Origin of the sequence: Nitrosospira sp. Nsp2 (assembly GCF_003050965.1) — a bacterium.
GTDB lineage: Bacteria > Pseudomonadota > Gammaproteobacteria > Burkholderiales > Nitrosomonadaceae > Nitrosospira.
In genome coordinates this window covers 612,919-632,537 of sequence record NZ_QAOU01000002.1, presented here as the reverse complement: position 1 = coordinate 632,537, position 19,619 = coordinate 612,919, and the positions used below count along the sequence as shown (strand labels likewise).

21 protein-coding genes are annotated in these 19,619 nt (G+C 53.5%); 10 read left to right on the top strand and 11 right to left on the bottom strand.

Annotated elements, in window-relative coordinates; all coding sequences use genetic code 11:
• Positions 1-215 precede the first annotated feature (215 nt).
• The 3 genes from C8R31_RS07130 to C8R31_RS07120 all read left to right on the top strand — a co-directional run bounded on the left by C8R31_RS07130 (position 216) and on the right by C8R31_RS07120 (position 2,021).
• Entirely contained in the window at positions 216-530 is a 315-nt protein-coding gene (locus C8R31_RS07130) for a YqjD family protein (RefSeq protein ID WP_107693327.1), read from the top strand.
• Positions 531-690: 160 nt separating this feature from the next.
• Complete coding sequence (locus C8R31_RS16525) at positions 691-1,698, top strand: SGNH/GDSL hydrolase family protein (protein ID WP_107693326.1); 1,008 nt, start codon at positions 691-693, stop codon at positions 1,696-1,698.
• Complete coding sequence (locus tag C8R31_RS07120) at positions 1,698-2,021, top strand: DUF1840 domain-containing protein (protein WP_107693325.1); 324 nt, start codon at positions 1,698-1,700, stop codon at positions 2,019-2,021. Before C8R31_RS16525 ends, C8R31_RS07120 begins: the two co-directional genes overlap by 1 nt.
• A gap of 174 nt (positions 2,022-2,195) precedes the next feature.
• On the opposite strand, the gene C8R31_RS07115 is transcribed toward C8R31_RS07120, so the two are convergent.
• From C8R31_RS07115 to C8R31_RS07110, 3 genes are all read right to left on the bottom strand, one after another.
• On the bottom strand, positions 2,196-2,795 hold the full coding sequence (locus C8R31_RS07115; protein WP_258192610.1) for a PEP-CTERM sorting domain-containing protein: 600 nt from the start codon (positions 2,793-2,795) through the stop codon (positions 2,196-2,198).
• Between the two features lie 8 nt (positions 2,796-2,803).
• Positions 2,804-3,100 carry a hypothetical protein gene (locus tag C8R31_RS16520; protein ID WP_258192609.1) on the bottom strand — a complete coding sequence of 99 codons (297 nt, stop codon included), beginning with the start codon at positions 3,098-3,100 and terminating at the stop codon, positions 2,804-2,806.
• Between the two features lie 457 nt (positions 3,101-3,557).
• A complete protein-coding gene (locus tag C8R31_RS07110; protein ID WP_107693324.1) occupies positions 3,558-5,633 on the bottom strand; it encodes an ATP-binding protein in 2,076 nt (691 codons plus the stop codon).
• Positions 5,634-5,834: 201 nt separating this feature from the next.
• On the opposite strand from C8R31_RS07110, the gene C8R31_RS07105 reads away from it, so the two are divergent.
• The 5 genes from C8R31_RS07105 to C8R31_RS07085 all read left to right on the top strand — a co-directional run bounded on the left by C8R31_RS07105 (position 5,835) and on the right by C8R31_RS07085 (position 8,849).
• Entirely contained in the window at positions 5,835-6,845 is a 1,011-nt protein-coding gene (locus C8R31_RS07105; protein WP_107693323.1) for a sulfate ABC transporter substrate-binding protein, read from the top strand.
• A 291-nt stretch (positions 6,846-7,136) separates the two neighbouring features.
• Positions 7,137-7,736 carry a BON domain-containing protein gene (locus tag C8R31_RS07100; RefSeq protein WP_107693322.1) on the top strand — a complete coding sequence of 200 codons (600 nt, stop codon included), beginning with the start codon at positions 7,137-7,139 and terminating at the stop codon, positions 7,734-7,736.
• A 43-nt stretch (positions 7,737-7,779) separates the two neighbouring features.
• Positions 7,780-8,001 (top strand): CsbD family protein, encoded by a 222-nt coding sequence (locus C8R31_RS07095; RefSeq protein ID WP_107693321.1) that lies wholly within the window; start codon positions 7,780-7,782, stop codon positions 7,999-8,001.
• 221 nt (positions 8,002-8,222) lie between these two features.
• Positions 8,223-8,372: a lmo0937 family membrane protein gene (locus C8R31_RS07090; protein WP_107693320.1), complete on the top strand. Its 150-nt coding sequence runs from the start codon at positions 8,223-8,225 to the stop codon at positions 8,370-8,372.
• 57 nt (positions 8,373-8,429) lie between these two features.
• Complete coding sequence (locus C8R31_RS07085; protein ID WP_107693319.1) at positions 8,430-8,849, top strand: CBS domain-containing protein; 420 nt, start codon at positions 8,430-8,432, stop codon at positions 8,847-8,849.
• Between the two features lie 58 nt (positions 8,850-8,907).
• Here C8R31_RS07085 and guaA read toward each other — a convergent pair whose 3' ends face one another.
• The 4 genes from guaA to C8R31_RS07065 form a co-directional block, all read right to left on the bottom strand.
• A complete protein-coding gene (gene guaA, locus C8R31_RS07080) occupies positions 8,908-10,470 on the bottom strand; it encodes a glutamine-hydrolyzing GMP synthase (RefSeq protein WP_107693318.1) in 1,563 nt (520 codons plus the stop codon).
• Between the two features lie 163 nt (positions 10,471-10,633).
• Positions 10,634-12,094 carry an IMP dehydrogenase gene (gene guaB, locus C8R31_RS07075; RefSeq protein WP_107693317.1) on the bottom strand — a complete coding sequence of 487 codons (1,461 nt, stop codon included), beginning with the start codon at positions 12,092-12,094 and terminating at the stop codon, positions 10,634-10,636.
• Positions 12,095-12,239: 145 nt separating this feature from the next.
• Positions 12,240-12,563: an RnfH family protein gene (locus C8R31_RS07070; RefSeq protein WP_107693316.1), complete on the bottom strand. Its 324-nt coding sequence runs from the start codon at positions 12,561-12,563 to the stop codon at positions 12,240-12,242.
• Complete coding sequence (locus tag C8R31_RS07065; protein ID WP_107693315.1) at positions 12,550-12,987, bottom strand: type II toxin-antitoxin system RatA family toxin; 438 nt, start codon at positions 12,985-12,987, stop codon at positions 12,550-12,552. Before C8R31_RS07065 ends, C8R31_RS07070 begins: the two co-directional genes overlap by 14 nt.
• Positions 12,988-13,264: 277 nt before the next feature.
• On the opposite strand from C8R31_RS07065, the gene smpB reads away from it, so the two are divergent.
• Together smpB and C8R31_RS07055 are read left to right on the top strand one after the other, a co-directional pair.
• Positions 13,265-13,708: an SsrA-binding protein SmpB gene (gene smpB / locus C8R31_RS07060; RefSeq protein WP_107693314.1), complete on the top strand. Its 444-nt coding sequence runs from the start codon at positions 13,265-13,267 to the stop codon at positions 13,706-13,708.
• 77 nt (positions 13,709-13,785) lie between these two features.
• On the top strand, positions 13,786-14,811 hold the full coding sequence (locus C8R31_RS07055; protein ID WP_107693313.1) for a COX15/CtaA family protein: 1,026 nt from the start codon (positions 13,786-13,788) through the stop codon (positions 14,809-14,811).
• A gap of 260 nt (positions 14,812-15,071) precedes the next feature.
• On the opposite strand, the gene ccmI is transcribed toward C8R31_RS07055, so the two are convergent.
• Genes ccmI through C8R31_RS07035 form a run of 4 tightly spaced genes read right to left on the bottom strand, consistent with a single transcriptional unit; the run spans position 15,072 to position 19,514 of the window.
• Positions 15,072-16,403, bottom strand: a complete 1,332-nt coding sequence (gene ccmI, locus C8R31_RS07050) for a c-type cytochrome biogenesis protein CcmI (RefSeq protein ID WP_107693312.1) — start codon at positions 16,401-16,403, stop codon at positions 15,072-15,074.
• A complete protein-coding gene (locus tag C8R31_RS07045) occupies positions 16,400-16,891 on the bottom strand; it encodes a cytochrome c-type biogenesis protein (protein ID WP_091137207.1) in 492 nt (163 codons plus the stop codon). The genes ccmI and C8R31_RS07045 overlap by 4 nt, the downstream gene beginning before the upstream one ends.
• Before the next feature lie 56 nt (positions 16,892-16,947).
• Positions 16,948-17,478, bottom strand: a complete 531-nt coding sequence (locus tag C8R31_RS07040) for a DsbE family thiol:disulfide interchange protein (protein ID WP_107693311.1) — start codon at positions 17,476-17,478, stop codon at positions 16,948-16,950.
• Complete coding sequence (locus C8R31_RS07035) at positions 17,475-19,514, bottom strand: heme lyase CcmF/NrfE family subunit (protein ID WP_107693310.1); 2,040 nt, start codon at positions 19,512-19,514, stop codon at positions 17,475-17,477. Before C8R31_RS07035 ends, C8R31_RS07040 begins: the two co-directional genes overlap by 4 nt.
• Positions 19,515-19,619 lie beyond the last annotated feature (105 nt).

The following is a 19,619-nucleotide window of genomic DNA, read 5'->3' as shown; positions in this document are numbered from 1 at the left end:
GCGAAGCGATGCCAACGCGATGCCAGAGATAAGGGAGATCCAAGGAAGACAAGGGCGGAGTGCGCGATAAATGGCAAATTGCGAGCCGCAGATGCCGAGTATTCCATGGTGGCGCATCAATATAGATTAACAGAAGAACCAGATTTGACCAATATCAGCGTCTGTCACTTTCAACATTGAACAGCGCGACCGTTTTATTTTTATAGGAGGGTGTGATGGCGAGAGTTATTAAAGAAAATAAAGACAAGCTCATTAAGGATTTTCACTCGGTGATCGCTGATACAGAAGAATTGATGAAAACAGTGAGCAACGAAAGTAGCGGGACTGCGCAAGCTTTGCGTACCAAGATTGAACAGAACTTGAAGCAGGCGAAGGAATATCTGGAAGACTTCGAGGATTCGATAATTGATAAATCGAAAACCGCCGCACGCGCGACCGATGAATACGTCCACGAAAATGCCTGGCAGACCATCGGATTGGCGGTCGGTATCGGGATTTTGATAGGGTATTTGCTCAGTGACCGGGATTGATCAACAGTTTGGGTTTGAGTAGACGTTGAAGCAGCATGGTGGGCTTCAGGATGAATCGTGAACGTACGCTCGGGCCTAGTCCTAGTATACGGCCCGTAGCCGGGGCGGCATAATCACCGGGGGTCCCCGATAACAATAACATTAAGAGTGGAGAACGATTATGAAAGTAAGCATGACCTTGGTCGCGATTTCCGCATTGTTGCTTTCAGGCGCCAATGCCTGGGCCGCGCCATTCACCAGTCTTTACGCGTTCGGAGACAGTTTAAGCGACGCGGGTGATAGTCCCTCGGCTGTGACGAGCCTGTACAAGATACTTGGAAATAATTGTGACCCCTTTCATTTTTGCCCCCCCTATGATGACGGACGCATATCCAACGGCCCGGTTGCCTCCGAACAGCTGGCGGCAATTCTTTTTCCCGCAGGAGTCACGAGCACGAATTTCCGCAGCTATGCGGTAGCAGGGGCAGGTAGCGGGGGAGAGAACGGCGGCTTCAATCCGGGAGGCGTGATTGAACTCCCTGGCATGAAACAGGAACTGGAAATGTATAACCGCGACTCGTCGGGCAAAGCCGATCCGAATGCCCTGTATTTCATTTGGGGTGGGGCGAACGACTATTTGACAAGCGATTCTCCGGTTGTCGCAGCGCAAAACATCGGGGGATATGTGAGCGCGCTGGCTGCAGCGGGTGCTCAGCATTTTCTCGTGCCCAATCTGCCTGACCTGAGCCTTAATCCATTTGTTGCAGGAGAGAGCGATGCGGTGAGGGCCGAGGCTCGGGCTTTTTCGATAGTTTTTAACAATGAGTTAACCACTCAACTGAATACCATAAGCTCAAGCGTTCCAGAAGCGGATATTTTTCGCTTTGATACCTTCTCTTTTTTCAGCAGCGTTGTGGCAAATCCCGCCGCTTATGGATTTGTCAATCCGATGGATGAGTGTTTATCGTCGCTATCCATTCCCTGCGGGAATCCTAACGCTCATCTTTACTGGGATGACTTCCATCCGACTACCCGAGCGCACGGCATTCTTGCTGCAGAGTTCGCTGCGGCCGTGCCTGAACCTGAAGTTGCGGCGATGCTGATGATGGGCTTGGCTATCGTGGGGTTTGCGGCCCGCGCACGTCGCAGGTTCGAGCATGATTCCTTGGGGAGACGGGGAGCCGCCTGATGCTGGTAGCGTTCAAAACCGATGCGTACGCCGACATAATCATGTTCGGCGACGTGGCCCAGCAGCTGCTGAAGATGATGGGCCACAGTGGTACCGTGCCCAGCGCGATTCAGGCGGACGATGTGCCTGCCGCACTCGAGCGCTTAACGCGGGCGCTCGAGGGGGAGAAGACCTCGGCCAGCGCACAAGCCGGGGCAGAGACGGCAGCCGGACCTCGGGATAATGATCACAATGTAAGCCTGAGGGATCGGGCCCTGCCACTGATCGAATTGCTTACCGCCGCAGCAAAGAAGCAGCGCGATGTGATGTGGGATAAATTGTAGCCTCTCCGGCCTGGCATCATCCATAAGTTTCGTGTTTATGTGAGCCAGCGAACGGAGCAAATTTTATGCATAAGGCAAAATAAGGTTGGGTGTCCGACTTGCCCCCCCTCGTCGAAGATGACACCCCCGGTCCGGCAGCGATATTATCGCTCCGGACTTCTTTACATGGTGGCATTAAGTACAATTTGAACAGAATGCGCGCCCGGGTTCATTCACCCGTCCTAAATTAACAAACCCGACGGCACGTCGCCTATCCATCGGCTCAAGTGCTCGTAATAGGTAACTGATTACTGCTGTGGCAAACCCTTCTTCCGCCGGCGGACGATAGCTCATGAGGCCCAGCCCAGCCAGGAACATGGCATACGTTTCCGGCTCCGGCACGACATCGGCCACCAATGTGCCGCTTACTCCGTATATACTCAGAAGATTCGGATTGAAGATATCCTGCGCGAGGTAGTCCGATCCGCCCATGAATACGGAATAGTCGCCCGCTGCCAGGTTCGTGAAAGTGTGGGAAACCTTGCCATCGGCGATGCCATCGGAACCGAAGCCTGAACCGTCATAGGCATGACCGATGAATTTTAAAAAACTTAACGCAGCCGGTATGCCGTTGGTGGTGTCGGGGTCATTTCCAATCTTCCAGTCGTTCAGTGCCCTGAATGCGCCCTCGGTGTTAACGGGCGGGTAGGCCTTGGATATATCGGAAGAGTCATAATCGGCGCTTATCGGCTTGACGTGGGCAAGACCCTGAAAAAGCGAAAAACCCGGCAGCAAACCTCCTATTACGGGGGAGCGCCGAGAGTGGGGGAAGTGAAGGCCTGACTCTCGAAGCTAAGGGTGACGTCCGTGGGGTTGAGCAGGGTGAAGCGATAGGCAAGCGTTTTATGCGCATCGCCAAAGTCCGTGTCTGTTCCGTCTATCCAGCCGTAGTTTCCGCTAACGGCCTGATTAGACAGGGTCAATACAGCATATGAATCATCGAATGTGCCGAAATTGCGGCCGGTATAGCCCACGTGGGCCGTTGCCAGCACAGATGCGATGCCGCCAACACATAACGCAAGCTGAAACATTTTTTTCATACCGCCTCTCCCATCAGAGTTGTTGTGAGAAATCAAAACAGCATCAACATCGGTAAGTCCATGAGCCAGTCCGATGTCAGAGTATTCATTATCAATATGTGAAAATCAATGTGGCATATTGACGAATGTGACAATTTGTCGCATGTGACAATTTGACGCTGGTTTCCACCGCCATATGATGCCATTAGCGTAATTCGCTATAGATGTATTTCAAACGGAGATCAGGAGGGCGGGGTGGAGCGGCGCCGTGTGATAAGGCGCAACTCGGCTGGTTCCACTTCTCGGCCAGGGAATCATGTTTGGTGTACCCATGCCGGATCGATTGGAGGGAAGCGGCAGGCAGAACGACAGGATGATACGCAACGGGCCGGCGGTAGTGCTCGACCTGTAAATTGGAACGTTAAGGGATTATCAGATCTGGGATCTGGGACTACGGAATCATCCAGGCGGGACCTGGTCAACCATCCGTTTTCGTCCCGCCCACCAGCTGATTGATCGCAGTGATCAACTCATGCGAATCGACGGGCTTACATAAATGTTTTTGATACCCTGCACTTATAGCCTTGGTCATATCGTCGGCGCGGGCGAATGCAGTGAGCGCGATGGCCGGGATATTGCCCCCGTTTTCCAGAGTTAGCTGTCGTACCTCGTTGATAAACTGATAGCCATCTTTGTCCGGCATGCTGACGTCGCTGATAACCACATCCGGTTTTTCCCTCTTGAGAAGCTCCAGTCCCTCGGTAGCGGTGGCCGCAGTGATCACGTTGGCTTTGCAATAGATCAGTATCCTGTTGATCAGTTCACGCGCATCCGCTTCGTCATCGATTACAAGTATTTTCCGCCCTGCTAGCGCAGCTTTTTTTTCAGTGTCGTACTCTTTCAAAAGCGGTAAGGGATCGTTTTTTGTATCTTCTGCAGCGAATGGCAGGTTGACGATAAAGGAAGATCCCTCACCTAAGCCTGCGCTTTCGGCTCGAACTATTCCGCCATGCAGTTCCACCAGTTGCTTAACAATGGCGAGTCCCAGGCCAAGTCCGCCATACTGTCGGGTAAGGGAGGCGTCCCCTTGCCTGAAGCGGTCGAAAACATAAGGTATGAATTCCGGTGAAATTCCCAGCCCCGAGTCCTTGATCCTGATTTCGAGCGTCGGGCCCGACCACCCGACAATAATGTGGATTTTTCCCCCTTTCGGGGTAAATTTAATGGAATTCGAAAGCAGGTTCCACAACACCTGCTGGAGCCGGTTTGGGTCCCCCGCGATCGTGCCAATATACGGAGTAATTGTCTTTTGCAGGGTTACGCCTTTTGCCTGCGCAGTCGGCCTGACCGACTCCACTGCCGTATCCACCAGGCTGGCCACATCCAGTTGCTGCATGTCAAGCCTGACTTTTCCGGAGATGATGCTGCTCATTTCCAGAAGATCTTCGATGAGTTTGTTCTGAGCGCGAGCATTGCGCTCGATAGTTTCCAGGCCACGGTGGGTGTCGTCCTCTTTCATGTTCCCGCTTAGTATGAGCTGAGACCAGCCCAGAATCGCGTTCAGCGGGGTTCGCAATTCGTGAGAAAGGGTCGCCAGAAACTCGTCCTTGAGTTGACTGGCGCGCTCGGCCTCGTTTCTTGCCACCCGTTCCTTCTCAAGAAGTTGCTGTTTTTCGGCGTCCGACAAGGCTAATGCTTCGCTCAGCTTCTTCAATTCGTTGCTTGTCGCTTTTCCATAGCGGCTCGGAACAATCCCGCGGGTAACACCCGCTACCTGGCTGCCGAGTTCAGCCAGAGGCTGCAGGATGCTCAACCGGGTGTAAAATACAATGCCCATTATCGCGAGCAACGCGATAAAGATCAGTATCATCTCGATCATGATCTGCTGCTCAAGCCGGGCCATGCCTGAGACGGCCTGAGTCTGCATTCGTCCCGTAAACAAATCCATGAAGCGTTGCACAGGCTCCACAATTGCCGCCTTCTCGGCAAGATAATCGCGGTTGAACAAAAGCTGAATTGCAAGTTCCCGGTCGGGTCTTCCCCGCACCGAAAAATTGCCCGTGCCGTCGTCGTACAACCCTTCGAAGGCCGCAAACGCGCGCTTTTCCACGTTGGCCAACTTATCCGACCGCTTTAGGGATTCCTCAAGTAAAGCGAATTCCTCCTCCTTAAGCCTTGAGCGACGAAACTTTTCGAGGAGGGAAACAGGCGGTCCATAAGTGACCCCTTCAATTTTTCCAGCAGCTACCAGATGCCAGTAGGTAGGGGAGTAATTCAGCGGCCGCGGCCGAGTGCCATCGCGGATCTCAAGGATTTCCAGGAAATAGCGCTTATAGATGGGATTGCCAGTCGCCACGTAGGTTCGCGCCATGCGGGTCAGGTCATTCGAGCTATGCAGCATCTCTTCGGCCAGCAGAAGCGCTTCCAGACGGTGGCGCTCGCTTTGATAAATATCTTCGCGGATGCTCAACGAATGGAATACGAGAATCCCGATACTGGTGAGCAGCAGCGTAAGTGCAATATTGGAAAAATTAGTGACATTTCTTATGTTCACGGGGCGCTTCCTCGATCTGCCATTCTTTTTAAATGTGGCTGTTAAATTCTATACGGCGGGCCGGTACAAGCGCTATGTATTTCTAACTGACGGGATGGGTGCAGGTAGTCGACGCGATTTCTTCATTTTTATGCAATACCGCCGAAATAATCGAATGGTAGATTTCGCTTCAGTTTTTGTGGATAACTGGAGGACATACAGATGCATTCATATCGCTTACGTCTTGCTGTTGCAATTCTCATTATGCTGCTCAGCCTGGGTGGAGCTGTTGCCGCCCTGGACAGTTTCTCAGAGAGCAGCAAGACCGACCCCACGCCAAAAATGTATGAAGATTTGAATACTGCATTTGCGAAACACTGGAGAACACGAACTGGTCTTGAGGTTACTGTCAAGCAAGCTACAACGATTTCCGGCATCCCCGTGAGGGCTACCGTCGATGGACTCAAAGTGATCACGCTTGCGGTGTCGTATGATCAAGACGCACTGCAAGGGAACACCAGGTTCACGCTGCCTCACTGGCAGAACCTGCTGCCGCACAATACACCCTTTACGTCCACGATCGTATTTCTGGTGCGCAAAGGAAATCCCAAGAACTTGCTGGATTGGAGCGATCTCGGACGACCAGGGGTGCAGGTGGTTACCTCCAATCCGAAGACTTCAAGCAGCGCCCGGTGGAATTATATGGCCGCGTGGGGATATGCACTCATGCGATCTGGGGGCAACGAAAGCCACGCGCTTGAGTTCGTCAAGAAGCTGTTTGCCAATGTCAAGGTGCTGAATTCCGATACTCGCGAGTCACTTTCGACTTTCGCGGAACACGGCATCGGAGATGTGCTGCTGGCATGGGAGTACGAGGCTCATCAAATAGCGCAGGCGCAGGGGGGAAGCCCATTCGAGGTGGTAGTGCCTTCCACGTCGATTTTGGCGGAACCTGCGGTCAGCGTGGTTAACGGCATGGACAATAAGACCGGCTCGCGGGAGGTGCCCAAAGCGTATATCGATTACCTCTACAGCACGAAAGCACAGGATATTGCGGGAAAACACTATTATCGTCCCCGTGATGAAAAAATAGCCGCCAAATATGCCAACGAACTTCCACCGATAGATATGTACACGATCGATGAAATCGCGGGAGGCTGGAAGGCTGCGCAAGCGATCCATTTTGCCAATGGCGGTATTTTCGATCAGATCCAGGGTAACGCGGATCTCTGAATATCCTCCCTTAATATCTCTCGCGACGCGGATCGGGTGAAGTCCATGCCCATCCGCGTCGCTCTCTATTGCAGTATCCACCTTCCGCAACGAAATGACAGGGCGTTATGCAAATGTGGCTATTGATCAGATTCAGCTACTTCACATTTATGTGTGCCAGCGCACTGAGCCATTGGGGCAGAAGAGGGATTATTGCAATCGTAGGCAGCCGATGTGGGAGCAGAGCATGAATACGCCTTTAGCTGCGGGCCATTGGCAACTCTTATTCAATCTACTCTGGAGAAAAAAAGTATGAATACTCAAAATAAATTGCTCGTTGTGGCCGTATCGCTAGCCAGCGTCTTATCCATCGCGGGTTGTGGAAAATCCGAGGAAAAGGCGCCGGCGCCGGGAGAAGCGCCCAAGGCCGCAGCCCCCGAAGCCAAAACGACAGTAGGGACGACGATCGACGATAGCACGATTACCACAAAAGTGAAATCCGCGCTGCTTGCCGACGCGGATGTCAAAGGCCTCGACATAAAGGTCGAGACGAATAAAGGCGAGGTTCAACTGAGCGGTTTTGTTGACAGTCAGGCTCAAATCGATCGCGCCATTTCGATTGCTCGCGGCGTGGAGGGCGTTAAGAGCGTAGATAATAAAATGACCCTGAAGACCACCCAGACGACCGTCGGCGAGAAAATAGATGATGGGATTATTACGACGAAGGTAAAAGGCGCGCTAGTTGCCGAGTCAGGTGTGGATAGCGGGGACATCGCCGTAGTCACTCGAGATGGAGAAGTCCAGCTCAGTGGCTTCGTAAAGGACCAGTCTCAGATTGAACGCGCAACCCAGGTCGCACGCAGTGTGGAAGGGGTTAAGAATGTCATCAATGAACTGAGCGTCAAGAAATAAACGATCTGCTAACTTGTTTAATGGATATGAAAGGAGAATCAAAATGAACTGGGATCAAATCGAGGGAAACTGGAAGCAATTCAAGGGAAAAGTGAAGGAGCAGTGGGGCAAACTCACCGATGATCATCTTGATACCATTGCCGGCCGGCGTGATCAGCTCGCGGGCAAGATCCAGGAGTCATACGGGATTACAAAAGAGGAAGCGGAGGACCAAATCGCCACCTGGGAGAAAAACCAGCGGGATGATACCTATCGCCCCAGCTAAGCAAGGTTCAAGATAGATGGGTAGTGGCCGCCCGAGTCAGAACACCGGAAGCAAACTGCCGGGCGGCGCGCCTGTCGAGAACCTGAGGGAAGAGGCAGCAGGCAGTAAAAGCTACGAGGGAGAACGCGGAAGCAGCTCGCATGGGTGCCGGTACAGCGCCGTCCCTGACGAAGCATGTACCGGAAAGGTAGGTTTTGAATTTACCTTAGAGAGGAAGTAGCATGCTTTATACCATTGCTGTTATCTTAATTGTCCTATGGCTGTTGGGATTGGTGAGTTCCTATACGATAGGGGGCTTCATCCATGTGCTTTTGGTGATAGCCATCGTAATGATCCTGCTCAGGATCATTAGCGGACGCAAACCGCTCTAACGCGCCGCGTGATCACAACTCATTCAACCTTTCGTTGTTTTTCTACACGGAGGTGGCATGCAAAAACTTAGCGAGATAATGAATACCGACGTACAGACTGTTGCTCCGGATGCCACGATAGAAGAGGCAGCGCAGGAAATGCGTGATGGTGATTTCGGGCTGGTGCCAGTGGTGGACGATGAGGAGTTGATCGGCGTGATAACTGATCGGGACATCGCGATCAGGGCAGTTGCAGAAGGCAAAGACTCCGGGACCCCGGTGCGCGAGGTCATGTCGGAAGGTGTGGTGTGGGCGAGCGAGGATGATTCAATCGAGGATGCCGCCAGAATTATGAGCGATCACCAGATTCGTCGATTACCAATCGTGGATGCGGATCAGCATCTCGTAGGAATTGTATCGCTCGGCGATTTCGCCGTTGACAGTTCGGATATCGAACCTGTCGTTGAGGCACTCTCCGACATTTCGAGGCCGTCCTGAAATCGTAAATTAGAAGCGCCCGTCGAACGACGTTCGAGTGCTTTTCATCTTGCCGCTTTCACTCCCACTCGATCGTCGCGGGCGGTTTTCCGGAAATGTCGTAGACAACACGATTAATGCCCCGCACCTCATTAACGATGCGGTTGGAGATTTTGGCCAGCAAGGTGAAAGGAAGCTCGGCCCAATGGGCGGTCATAAAATCCTCGGTTTGAACCGCGCGTAGGGCAACCACATACTCGTAGGTGCGCCCGTCGCCCATAACGCCCACTGATTTCACTGGCAGAAAGACAGCGAAGGCTTGCGATGTTTTTTCGTACCAGCCTGAAATACGCAACTCTTCAATGAAAATCGCGTCGGCACGACGAAGCAATTCGGCATATTCGTACTTCACTTCGCCGAGGATGCGGACGCCCAGCCCGGGTCCGGGAAAAGGGTGGCGGAAGACCATGTCGTGGGGCAATCCCAATGCCAGCCCGAGTTCGCGCACTTCGTCCTTAAACAATTCGCGCAAAGGTTCCAGTAGTTTCAGATGCAGCGTGTCGGGCAGGCCGCCCACATTGTGATGCGATTTGATGGTATTCGCTTTTTTTGTTTTGCCGCCAGCCGATTCTATTACGTCCGGGTAGATCGTCCCCTGCGCGAGCCACCGTGCGTTAGAGATTTGGGCAGCTTCACGCTGAAATACTTCAACAAATTCCCGCCCGATGATGCGACGCTTTGTTTCCGGGTCGGCCACGCCCTGGAGGTGTTTGAGGAATTCACCCCCGGCATCGATGTGGAGGATTTTCACACCGAGATTTCGGCTGAAGGTTTCCATCACCTGCTTTGCTTCATTCAGTCGCAGCAGGCCGTTGTCGACAAATACGCAAGTGAGCTGTTGGCCAATGGCGCGATGGATAAGCGCTGCCGCCACCGACGAGTCGACACCGCCGGACAGCCCGAGGATAACTTCATCCGTGCCTACTTCAGAACGGATTCTCCCGACCGCTTCTTCCAGGTAATCGGGCATGTTCCAGTCATAACCAGCACCACAGATCTCATGCACAAAGCGCTCGATAATGGCCTTGCCTTGAAGCGTATGGGTGACCTCCGGATGAAATTGCATCCCATAAAACTTGCGCTGCTTATCTGCTATGGCGGCGAACGGCGTCGAGGCATTGCTTGCCATCACTTCGAAACCTGCCGGTAGAACCGTTACATTATCGCCATGGCTCATCCAGACGTCGAGAACCTGATTTCCTTCCGCATCGATACGATCCTGAATGTCTCGGAGCAAATCGACTTCACCTCGTGCCCATACTTCTGCATAACCAAATTCCCGCACTGTAGCGTTCTGGACCGCTCCACCCAACTGGGCGGCCATGGTCTGCATTCCGTAACAAATGCCCAATATAGGCGCCCCGAGCTCGAATACGACTTGTGGAGCGCGCGGCGTTTCATCTTCTGCTACTGATGCCGGACCGCCGGAAAGGATAATGCCTTTGGGTGCAAAATCTTTTACGAACTGGGCACTGACATCGTACGGATGAATCTCGCAGTAAACATAGGTTTCCCGGACGCGGCGGGCGATCAGCTGGGTGTACTGGGAACCGAAGTCAAGGATGAGTATTTTTTGGTGCATTATTATTCAGATATGCCGGAATTATTGTTGCGTGGCAGTTGCAAACGGGAGCCGCAATTGAGAAGCCCCGCTGTTCTGCTAATGACCGGAGCAGTCGGTGGTAAAGACAGGGAGGCGTATCCAGGAGAACTACGATCCAGCCGGTCAGCTTCCCGAGTTGCATCTATTCCACGTGATAGTTCGGCGCTTCCTTGGTGATCTGCACGTTATGAACATGGGATTCTCGAATCCCCGCGGATGTGATTTCGATAAACTCTGCTTTGGCGTGCATTTCTTCAATTGTTGCGCAGCCCAGATAGCCCATGCCCGAGCGCACGCCGCCTATGAGCTGATGAATGACCGCGATTACACTGCCTTTGAAGGGAACACGGCCCTCTACGCCTTCCGGTACCAGCTTCTTGGCATCCTGCTCGGCCTGCTGGAAATAACGGTCGCTCGAACCCTGCTGCATCGCCGAAAGGGATCCCATGCCGCGATAGGTCTTATAGGAACGGCCCTGGAAAAGCTCAATTTCTCCGGGTGATTCTTCGGTTCCGGCAAAGAGTCCGCCCAGCATGACTGAACTGGCCCCAGCGGCGATCGCCTTCGCAACATCGCCGGAGTATCGGATGCCTCCGTCGGCAATCAAGGGTACGCCCGTATTTTCCAGCGCATCCGACACATTTTTGATTGCAGTGATTTGCGGCACGCCTACTCCGGCAACAATACGCGTAGTGCATATGGAGCCAGGGCCTATCCCGACTTTTACCGCATCCGCTCCCTGATCTACCAGAGCCTTGGCGGCTGAGGCGGTCGCTATGTTTCCCCCAATCACCTGAATGCCGGGGAACCGTTTCTTAACCCAGTTTATATTGTCTAGCACGCTCTGCGAGTGGCCATGCGCCGTATCCACCACAATCACGTCTACTCCCGCTTCGGCTAACGCTTCAGCCCGTTCATGGCTACCCTCACCGACGCCCACTGCTGCGCCGACGCGCAAACGTCCCAGATCGTCCTTGCACGCGCTGGGATGTTCAGATGTCTTGATAATATCTTTTACCGTAATTAAACCGCGCAACTCGAAATCGCTATTCACCACCAGGACACGCTCGAGGCGGTATTTGTGCAATAACGCCATCGCCTCTTCGCGAGTGGCGCCTTCATTAACGGTTACCAGCCGGTCTTTGAGCGTCATGATATTTTTGATGGGCTGGTCCAGATTGGTTTCGAAGCGAAGGTCACGGTTTGTGACAATGCCGACAACTTTTGCGCCGTCCACTACGGGCAAACCGGAGATCCTGTACTTGTGGATGAGGTTGAGTACTTCACGCACGGTCATATCGGGGGGAATGGTGATCGGGTCTTTAACTACGCCGCTTTCGAACCGCTTGACATTGGCTACATGGGCAGCCTGGGCTTCTACCGGCATGTTTTTGTGGATAATGCCGATGCCGCCTTCTTGCGCAAGGGCGATAGCGAGCCGGGCTTCGGTCACGGTATCCATGGCGGCTGAAACTAGCGGGATATTGAGCGAGATTCCGCGGGTGAGCCGCGTCGTCAAATTAACATCGCGCGGCAGAACCACGGAATGGGCGGGAAGAAGCAAAACGTCGTCAAAGGTTAAAGCTTTCTCAACCATTCGCATGATATCGATCCTTAACAAAGCGGCATTATAGCGAAACGCGGGACTTCCAGGGGAGCGGCAACCACGCGGGTGCCCATATAAGAGTTACCGGCACCAAGGCTGGCCGGTTTCACGCTCAATCTTCGTACAAACCTTTGCTAGCGGGTCAACGTTTCTGCGTACCCCGGCATTTTTCTGCGCGTCGCCGCCGACTTTCCTTGGGATCGGTAATTAAAGGCCGATAGATTTCCACGCGATCAAGGTCGCGCAAAACAGTGCCGGGCCTGACGAGTTTCCCGAATATGCCCAGTTTGTTAATTGAACAGTCAATCTCCGGAAACAGGCTCCTCATCCCCGAGAGCTCTACGGCTTGCTCGACCGTCGTCTGAGGCGAAACGCTCAGGCGCCTGAGAACCTGGCGATGCGGCAAAGCATAAACCACCTCGATGTCGATTCCCTCGATGTCCGTCCGCTGCTCATGAGCTTCCATACACTTCTTCGGCACGTTGAATGAAGGCTTCGACGAAGCTGTTTGCAATCATGAAAAACACGGGACCCACGAGTTTTTCCAGAAATATGTGCGCAAAGGTGTAATGCAGGCGAAACTCGATCTTGCAGGCGTTTTCCGCTAACGGTATGAAGCGCCAGTGGCCATCCAAATTTTGAAATGGTCCATTCAGGAGTGTCATTTCAATCAGTTCAGGGGGCTTCCGAATATTTTCCGTGGTGAAACTATGCTTGATGTGGTGATAGTCGATTACGATGGTGGCGTGGGTGACGGACTCATTTTGAGTAATGACGGATGAACCGCCGCACCACGGCAAAAACTTGGGATAGTCTTCGACTTTATCCACAAGGGCAAACATACGGTTCGCAGAATATCCGATCAGAACGGATTTTTCGATTTCAGCCATAGGATGAACTGCCCCGTCCCGACGAAGCAGTAGTGAAAGCTGTTAAAATACACCAAACCCGCGTGGAACTCACCCTTTTTCTTCCTTAAGAAACCTCTCAGGGAGCGCGCGGGCCGAGATGCTTCCCCTGCGGTTATGGTAAAATGGCAGGCTTGCTGAGTTGCGTTGCCCGCATCGTAAGCTTGCCTAGGAGTCGCACTGCGGACGCTCCCCTTTGTATTTCAATCCCTATTTTACCAGTAAAGCGTTCACGAGGACCTGATCGGGAGTGCCTTAAATGAGTATCGTTCAAAATAAGAAGGCCTTTCACGACTACTTTATTGAGGAGAAATACGAGGCGGGCGTTACTTTGGAAGGTTGGGAGGTCAAGGCGATTCGCGCCGGCAGGGTGCAGCTGAAAGAAGCTTATGTCATTATCCGTAAAAGCGAGCTGTTTCTCATTGGGTGCCATATCAGCCCTTTGTTGACCGCCTCCTCGCACATCAATCCAGACCCGGTTCGCACGCGCAAGCTGCTGTTGCATGCCGAGGAAATCAAACGTCTGATCGGCAAAGTGGAGCGCGCTGGATACACGCTCGTTCCCCTCGACATGCATTATAAAGCTGGCAAAGTCAAACTTGAAATCGGCCTGGCTAGAGGTAAGAAGCAGCACGACAAGCGTGAGTCCGAGAAACAGAAAGAATGGGTGCGCGATAAGCAACGTTTAATGCGAGGAAAATAACAGGTCAGCGACCTGCGAGAAATCATGCTGTTTTTGGCTTAGTTATTCGCTTAGTTATTAATTCACCCAACTCTATCATGCATAAATCCATCGCCATCTGGTTGTTAGCCTGCTGTGCCCTGGTGTTTGCCATGGTGGTTGTTGGCGGCGTCACCAGACTGACCGAGTCAGGACTTTCTATCGTCGAATGGCAGCCCCTCGTTGGCACCGTCCCTCCGCTCAGCCAAAACGATTGGGAAGAGCTTTTTGAAAAGTATCACCAGACGCCGCAGTATAAAAAGGTGAATCTGGGCATGAGCCTGGATGAATTCAAACGTATCTTCTGGTGGGAGTATTTTCATCGCCTGCTCGGTCGCGTTATCGGCTTGGCATTCTTTGTGCCGTTTCTTTACTTTGCCATCAGAAAAGCAATCGACCGGCCGCTGGGGATTAAGCTTGCCGGGATCTTTGTGCTGGGTGGCCTTCAGGGCGCGATGGGGTGGTACATGGTTAAGAGCGGCCTGGTGGAGAACCCGCACGTCAGCCAGTATCGACTGACAGCCCATCTGGGCCTTGCCTTCGTTATCTATGCCGCCATGTTCTGGGTCGCTCTGGGGTTGCTATATCCCGCCGGCACAACTGGCGCACCGCTTGCAAACAGCAGATTAAGAGGCCTGCGCCGCTTTTCCATCGCACTGACCGCTCTCATCTTCATCATGATTCTGTCGGGGGGGTTCGTTGCCGGCATCCGGGCCGGGATGGCCTACAATACTTTTCCCCTGATGAACGGGCATTTGGTGCCACCGGAAATATTCATGCTGGAGCCGTGGTATCGGAATTTTTTCGATAACATGGCGACGGTGCAATTCGACCATCGGCTGATCGCGTGGCTGCTGGCTTTTCTGATTTCAATTTTCTGGTTTAAATCCAGGAGCGTACCACTTTCAGGATCGGCGCGCTTCGCATGCACCCTTTTACTGGTCATGTTGGCAGTGCAGATAAGTCTGGGCATTTCCACCTTGCTGCTGGTGGTTCCGCTACCGCTGGCGGCGGCGCATCAGGCAGGCGCGCTGCTGCTCTTTACTGTGGCCCTATGGGTCAATCATCAGTTGCGCGCTCAATGATTCCCGGCTTGCCCATGGTGCTGAGTTCCGATGAGGCGAGGGTTTTTTAACTGGGAAAAATCAATTCAGGCAGTTGCAGCAGGGACAACCTGTGGATTGCGATTTCAGGGCGGGGAAGGAATAATCTCTGTAAAACCAGTTCGGCTAAAGAAGGAGGTTAGCGTGTTCTAACCCGCTTCTCAGCCCGTGGTACAAAGTTTTGAAGGGTTCCCCGGTAGCAGTTTCAGGGTTTGCGGCGTCCTCGCATGCTTTAAGGTAGCTTAAGGTAGCTGCTGATCAATCACTACATTGATACTCTTGTCGCCGACCCTTGTCGGCTGGCTGAGCCCTTGCAGATCGCCACTTTGAGGCATGGGAGAGCCGGATTTGGAGATTCTGGCGCCTACTACCACTTCATCGGGAAAAGTAGACAGCTGGACCCCAGACCTTGCCATTGAGTCATTCAGCGTAAAACTTGCAGGCAGGTCTTTGACCTGCAGGCGCAGCGTCGCGAGCGGCGCCCTGGGCCCAGCCTTGGCGCGTGCAAAAATATACACGCTGTCGGTGGGGGAGGTTTTGGCCGCCATGGCAGGGCCCAACGTTACCTTGCCGGAAAGCGTGCCTGATGCAGCCGTCGCCGCCCCCGCACCGGCGGCTGCGGCCGGTTTGTTCTCTGTCGGAGGGGGAGTCTGACCTCCGGATGGCTGTTCCATGGCTCTCGCAATCATCCCGCCTTTGCCGCCTGAGGCAAGTGATTTTGCCTCATCAATGCTGGCCCTGACCGATTGCACCAGCTCGGCTTCCGATGGCGGAACAAGCGCGAGCAGCTTTTCCCAGGACGCTGCAGCCTCCTTATATTTTTTCTGCTCAAATTCAGCCGTGCCCGCGAGCGCAAGCGCCTTCGGGTTCCTTGCATCCAGGCGCAGGGCTTTCTTGATCAGCTCGTAAGGCTCGCCAACCAGACTGCCGTCGTGTGTCATCGCTACAATGTCGGCATAGTCGGTAAGGACTTCCGAATTATCCGGGGCCAAGGCCAGCACTTTTTCATACGCCTCTTTTGCCTCGTTGAAACGCTGCATCATGGCATAGGTGCGTCCCAGCATGAGCCAGCCTTCGATATCATCAGGCTGATCCCTGAGCCTGGCGATAAGGTTTTCAAGCACCGACGAAAAATCCGGATGGCCGCCTTCTGCTGATCCTGCTGATGACATGGCGGGATGTTCCGTCGCCGCGGGTTGCGGCAACAATGCTTTGGTATTGCCCAGCCAAAGATAGAGCGAAACTGCCAGCAATGGCACGGCCAGGGTCGTCAGCGTTATGGTGGCAACATTTCGATTGCCGCTCATCAGTGTGGCTGCCATGGTTTCTCCCTGAGGAATATCCTCCAGCATCCGTTGCTGCAATTCCCGTTTGCTTTGCTCGTATTGCTCCCGTGTGAGGATGTCACTGCGCAAATCGCTGTCTAGTTCAGCCAATTGATCGCGATAGACATCTATATTGGTCGCGTCGCGAGCTACGCCGCCGTCGCGATTCCTTTTGCTCCACAATGTAGGGAGGACGAACATTAAAGCGCCGACGATAAATACGCCGGCAACTACCCAGAATGATGTCATGCGTTGTTACCCTTGCGTTCCTTTAGCAGGTCTTCAGTGTGTTTGAGTTCCTGGTCGGATAGCTGTGGTTCCTGGATCTGCTTGCGGCGCTGCTTGAGATAAACGAGCAGTGCGATGGCGCCGCCCAGAAGAAAAATGAAAGGTCCAAACCATAGGAGTAAGGTTGTGGATTTAACCGGCGGACGATAAAGCACGAAATCTCCATACCGCGCGACGAGAAAATCAACAATCTCCTTGTCCGATTTCTTGGCCTGCATTTGTTCCCGAATTTCCCGCCGAAGATCGTTGGCAAAATCCGCGCGCGAAGCCGCGATCGTTTCGTTCTGGCACACGAGGCAACGCAAATCCTCGGACAAAGTAGTCATGCGTTTCTCGATCTCCGGGTCCTCAGCTACGGGTGCGGCCTCCTTGGCCCAGACCGGAGTCAGCGCAAGGAGGAACGCGAGCAGAAATGCAAATCCCGTTGCGCCGAAGAAAGCCTTCGTCATGCTGTCACCCTTATGAGTGCCGTCATCTTTCAGTGATGGAAATAAAAGCCTCAGACTCATCCCTGTAATTCCAATTCCTTAACCAGCGGCAGGATTTTTGTTTGCAGCGCTTCCACTGTCACAGGTCCTATTTGCTTGTACCGGATAACACCTTTCTTATCGATAACGTAAGTTTCAGGAACGCCGTACACGCCATAATCTATCCCCGTCCTGCCTTCCGGATCAACGATGCTGACAGTGTAAGGATCTCCAAACTGTTTGAGCCATTTCAGTGCATCATCGCGCTGATCCTTATAGTTGAGACCATAAACAGGAACGATGCCGGACTTTGCCAGCTCAACCAGGAGGGGGTGCTCCTCCCGGCACGAGACGCACCAGGAGGCCCACACGTTCAACAGCCATACTTTGCCCAGATTATCCTTGGATGTCAGCGTTTGCTCCGCCTGGTGCAATTGCTGCAACTGGAATTCAGGGGCAGGTTTCCCGATCAGAGGCGAGGGCACCTGCCGGGGATTGAGATTCAATCCCACGAGTAAAAACCCTACCAGCACTACAAAAATTCCCAGCGGCAGCAAGAAACGCGTCATGCCTTTTTGCTCCTTGCGATGAGGGGCGCCGCTGGGGCTTTGTTGCCGACCTTGCCGGGTTTGGCTGAAACTTTCTCGTCATCGGCCAACTCGCGTTCTTTGCGTGCCGAAAGACGATAACGACGATCAGTAATGGCAAGACCTCCGCCCAATGCCATTAACATACACCCGAACCATATCCAGTCCACGAAAGGCTTATGGTAAACACGCACGATCCATGCCCCATTCTCCAGCGGCTCGCCCAGGGCGACGTAGAGATCGCGAAAAATACCGGTATCGATTGCCGCTTCGGTCATTGCCATTCCGGAGGCGTTATAAACGCGTTTCTCGGGTTCGAGCACCCGCATTTTTTCACCGTTACGCAACACGTCCACGTTACCGATATCCGCCACGTAGTTCGGTCCAGGCCCCTTCTTCACGCCGTTGAAACGGAATGTGTAGCCGCCCACTTCGACCGTATCGCCAATGTCCATACGCACGTCTTTTTCCGTCTCATAACCGCCGACCAGTGCGACGCCGATAATGAACACGGCAATGCCGAGATGGGCCGCATGCATGCCGTAATAGCTACGCGATTGCGCGGCAAGTTTCGCGAACAGCCCTTCCTTGCCACTGCTGCGAAGACGATGAATCAGGCTCGCGACCACACTGGCAATAACCCAGAACGCCATCAGCAAGCCGAAGCTTACGAACGGTTTCCATTCACCCATGAAGAACGGGGCCACCAGGGCGGTGATGACGCTGACGCCGAAAGCCCAGCGCAAACGTACCGCCAGTTCAGGCAGATTTGCCTGTTTCCAGCGCGCGAGCGGGCCAAGTCCTATCAGGAAGATTGCCGGTGTCATCAAGGGTACGAATACGGCCTGGAAGTAGGGCGCGCCCACCGATAGCTTGCCCAGTTCAAGCGAATCCATAATTAACGGATAAAGCGTGCCCAACAGAATGCTTCCGGCAGCGACCATCAATAAAAGATTGTTGGCAAGCAGCATCGACTCTCTCGAGACCACCTCAAATTTGCCGCCCAATCCGATTTTCGGCGCGCGCAAGGCAAACAGCAGGAGGGAGCCGCCGGTAATGATGACCAGGAAAGCCAGGATGAAAATGCCGCGCTTGGGATCGGTTGCAAATGCGTGTACCGAGGTCAGCACGCCGGAGCGCACCAGGAAGGTGCCAAGCAGGCTCAGGGAAAATGCGCAGATCGCCAGCAGCACGGTCCAGCTCTTGAAACCACCGCGTTTTTCCGTTACTGCAAGCGAGTGTATCAGGGCGGTGCCTACCAGCCAGGGCATGAAAGACGCGTTTTCAACCGGATCCCAAAACCACCAGCCGCCCCACCCGAGTTCATAATAAGCCCACCAGCTTCCCATCATGATGCCGATCGTGAGGAACATCCAGGCGATCGTAGTCCACGGGCGCGACCACCGTGCCCAGGTTGCGTCCAACTGGCCGCTGAGCAGCGCAGCAATGGCAAAGGCAAATGCGACCGAAAAGCCCACATAACCCATATACAGCATGGGTGGGTGAAAAACCATTCCCGGATCTTGCAGCAAGGGATTGAGGTCGCTTCCCTCCGCGGCTCCGGGCAGCATGCGGTCGAAGGGGTTGGAAGTGAACAGCATGAATAACAGAAAACCGACGCTCACCAGTCCCATGACGCCCAGGACTCGGGCCACCATATCATTCGGAAGATGGCGGCTGAAAACGCTTACCGCGACCGACCAGGACGCCAGCATGAAAGTCCACAGCAGCAGTGAGCCTTCATGCGATCCCCAAGTGGCGGCAAAGCGATACTCCAGGGGCAGTTTGGAATTCGAGTTTTGCGCTACATTGATTACCGAGAAATCACTGGTAACAAACGAGTAGGCAAGACAGAAGAACGCGATGACGATAAACACAAACTGTCCCTGCACGACCGGCCGGGCCAGGGCAATCCATGAGGGGATGCCACGGGCTGCGCCGATAATGGGCAGGGTACCTTGTATAAGCGCCAGCAGCAAGGCGAGGATCAAAGCAAAATTACCAAGTTCTGGAATCATGGTGATTAAAGCCTATGGATGATGAAATGAAATGGGCTGACTGCTAGCTGCCATAGTAGGACGGTTCGGGTTTGGAAGACGTTCTCCTGAACTCCAGGCCTGCAG

Excerpts from the sequence above, each read along its gene's own strand:
- C8R31_RS07130 (WP_107693327.1), top strand. The coding sequence starts at position 216 with ATGGCGAGAGTTATTAAAGAAAATAAAGACAAGCTCATTAAGGATTTT.
- C8R31_RS16525 (WP_107693326.1), top strand. The coding sequence starts at position 691 with ATGAAAGTAAGCATGACCTTGGTCGCGATTTCCGCATTGTTGCTTTCA.
- C8R31_RS07120 (WP_107693325.1), top strand. The coding sequence starts at position 1,698 with ATGCTGGTAGCGTTCAAAACCGATGCGTACGCCGACATAATCATGTTC.
- C8R31_RS16520 (WP_258192609.1), bottom strand. The coding sequence starts at position 3,100 with ATGAAAAAAATGTTTCAGCTTGCGTTATGTGTTGGCGGCATCGCATCT.
- C8R31_RS07105 (WP_107693323.1), top strand. The coding sequence starts at position 5,835 with ATGCATTCATATCGCTTACGTCTTGCTGTTGCAATTCTCATTATGCTG.
- C8R31_RS07100 (WP_107693322.1), top strand. The coding sequence starts at position 7,137 with ATGAATACTCAAAATAAATTGCTCGTTGTGGCCGTATCGCTAGCCAGC.
- C8R31_RS07095 (WP_107693321.1), top strand. The coding sequence starts at position 7,780 with ATGAACTGGGATCAAATCGAGGGAAACTGGAAGCAATTCAAGGGAAAA.
- C8R31_RS07090 (WP_107693320.1), top strand. The coding sequence starts at position 8,223 with ATGCTTTATACCATTGCTGTTATCTTAATTGTCCTATGGCTGTTGGGA.
- C8R31_RS07085 (WP_107693319.1), top strand. The coding sequence starts at position 8,430 with ATGCAAAAACTTAGCGAGATAATGAATACCGACGTACAGACTGTTGCT.
- guaA (WP_107693318.1), bottom strand. The coding sequence starts at position 10,470 with ATGCACCAAAAAATACTCATCCTTGACTTCGGTTCCCAGTACACCCAG.
- guaB (WP_107693317.1), bottom strand. The coding sequence starts at position 12,094 with ATGCGAATGGTTGAGAAAGCTTTAACCTTTGACGACGTTTTGCTTCTT.
- C8R31_RS07070 (WP_107693316.1), bottom strand. The coding sequence starts at position 12,563 with ATGGAAGCTCATGAGCAGCGGACGGACATCGAGGGAATCGACATCGAG.
- C8R31_RS07065 (WP_107693315.1), bottom strand. The coding sequence starts at position 12,987 with ATGGCTGAAATCGAAAAATCCGTTCTGATCGGATATTCTGCGAACCGT.
- smpB (WP_107693314.1), top strand. The coding sequence starts at position 13,265 with ATGAGTATCGTTCAAAATAAGAAGGCCTTTCACGACTACTTTATTGAG.
- C8R31_RS07055 (WP_107693313.1), top strand. The coding sequence starts at position 13,786 with ATGCATAAATCCATCGCCATCTGGTTGTTAGCCTGCTGTGCCCTGGTG.
- ccmI (WP_107693312.1), bottom strand. The coding sequence starts at position 16,403 with ATGACATCATTCTGGGTAGTTGCCGGCGTATTTATCGTCGGCGCTTTA.
- C8R31_RS07045 (WP_091137207.1), bottom strand. The coding sequence starts at position 16,891 with ATGACGAAGGCTTTCTTCGGCGCAACGGGATTTGCATTTCTGCTCGCG.
- C8R31_RS07040 (WP_107693311.1), bottom strand. The coding sequence starts at position 17,478 with ATGACGCGTTTCTTGCTGCCGCTGGGAATTTTTGTAGTGCTGGTAGGG.
- C8R31_RS07035 (WP_107693310.1), bottom strand. The coding sequence starts at position 19,514 with ATGATTCCAGAACTTGGTAATTTTGCTTTGATCCTCGCCTTGCTGCTG.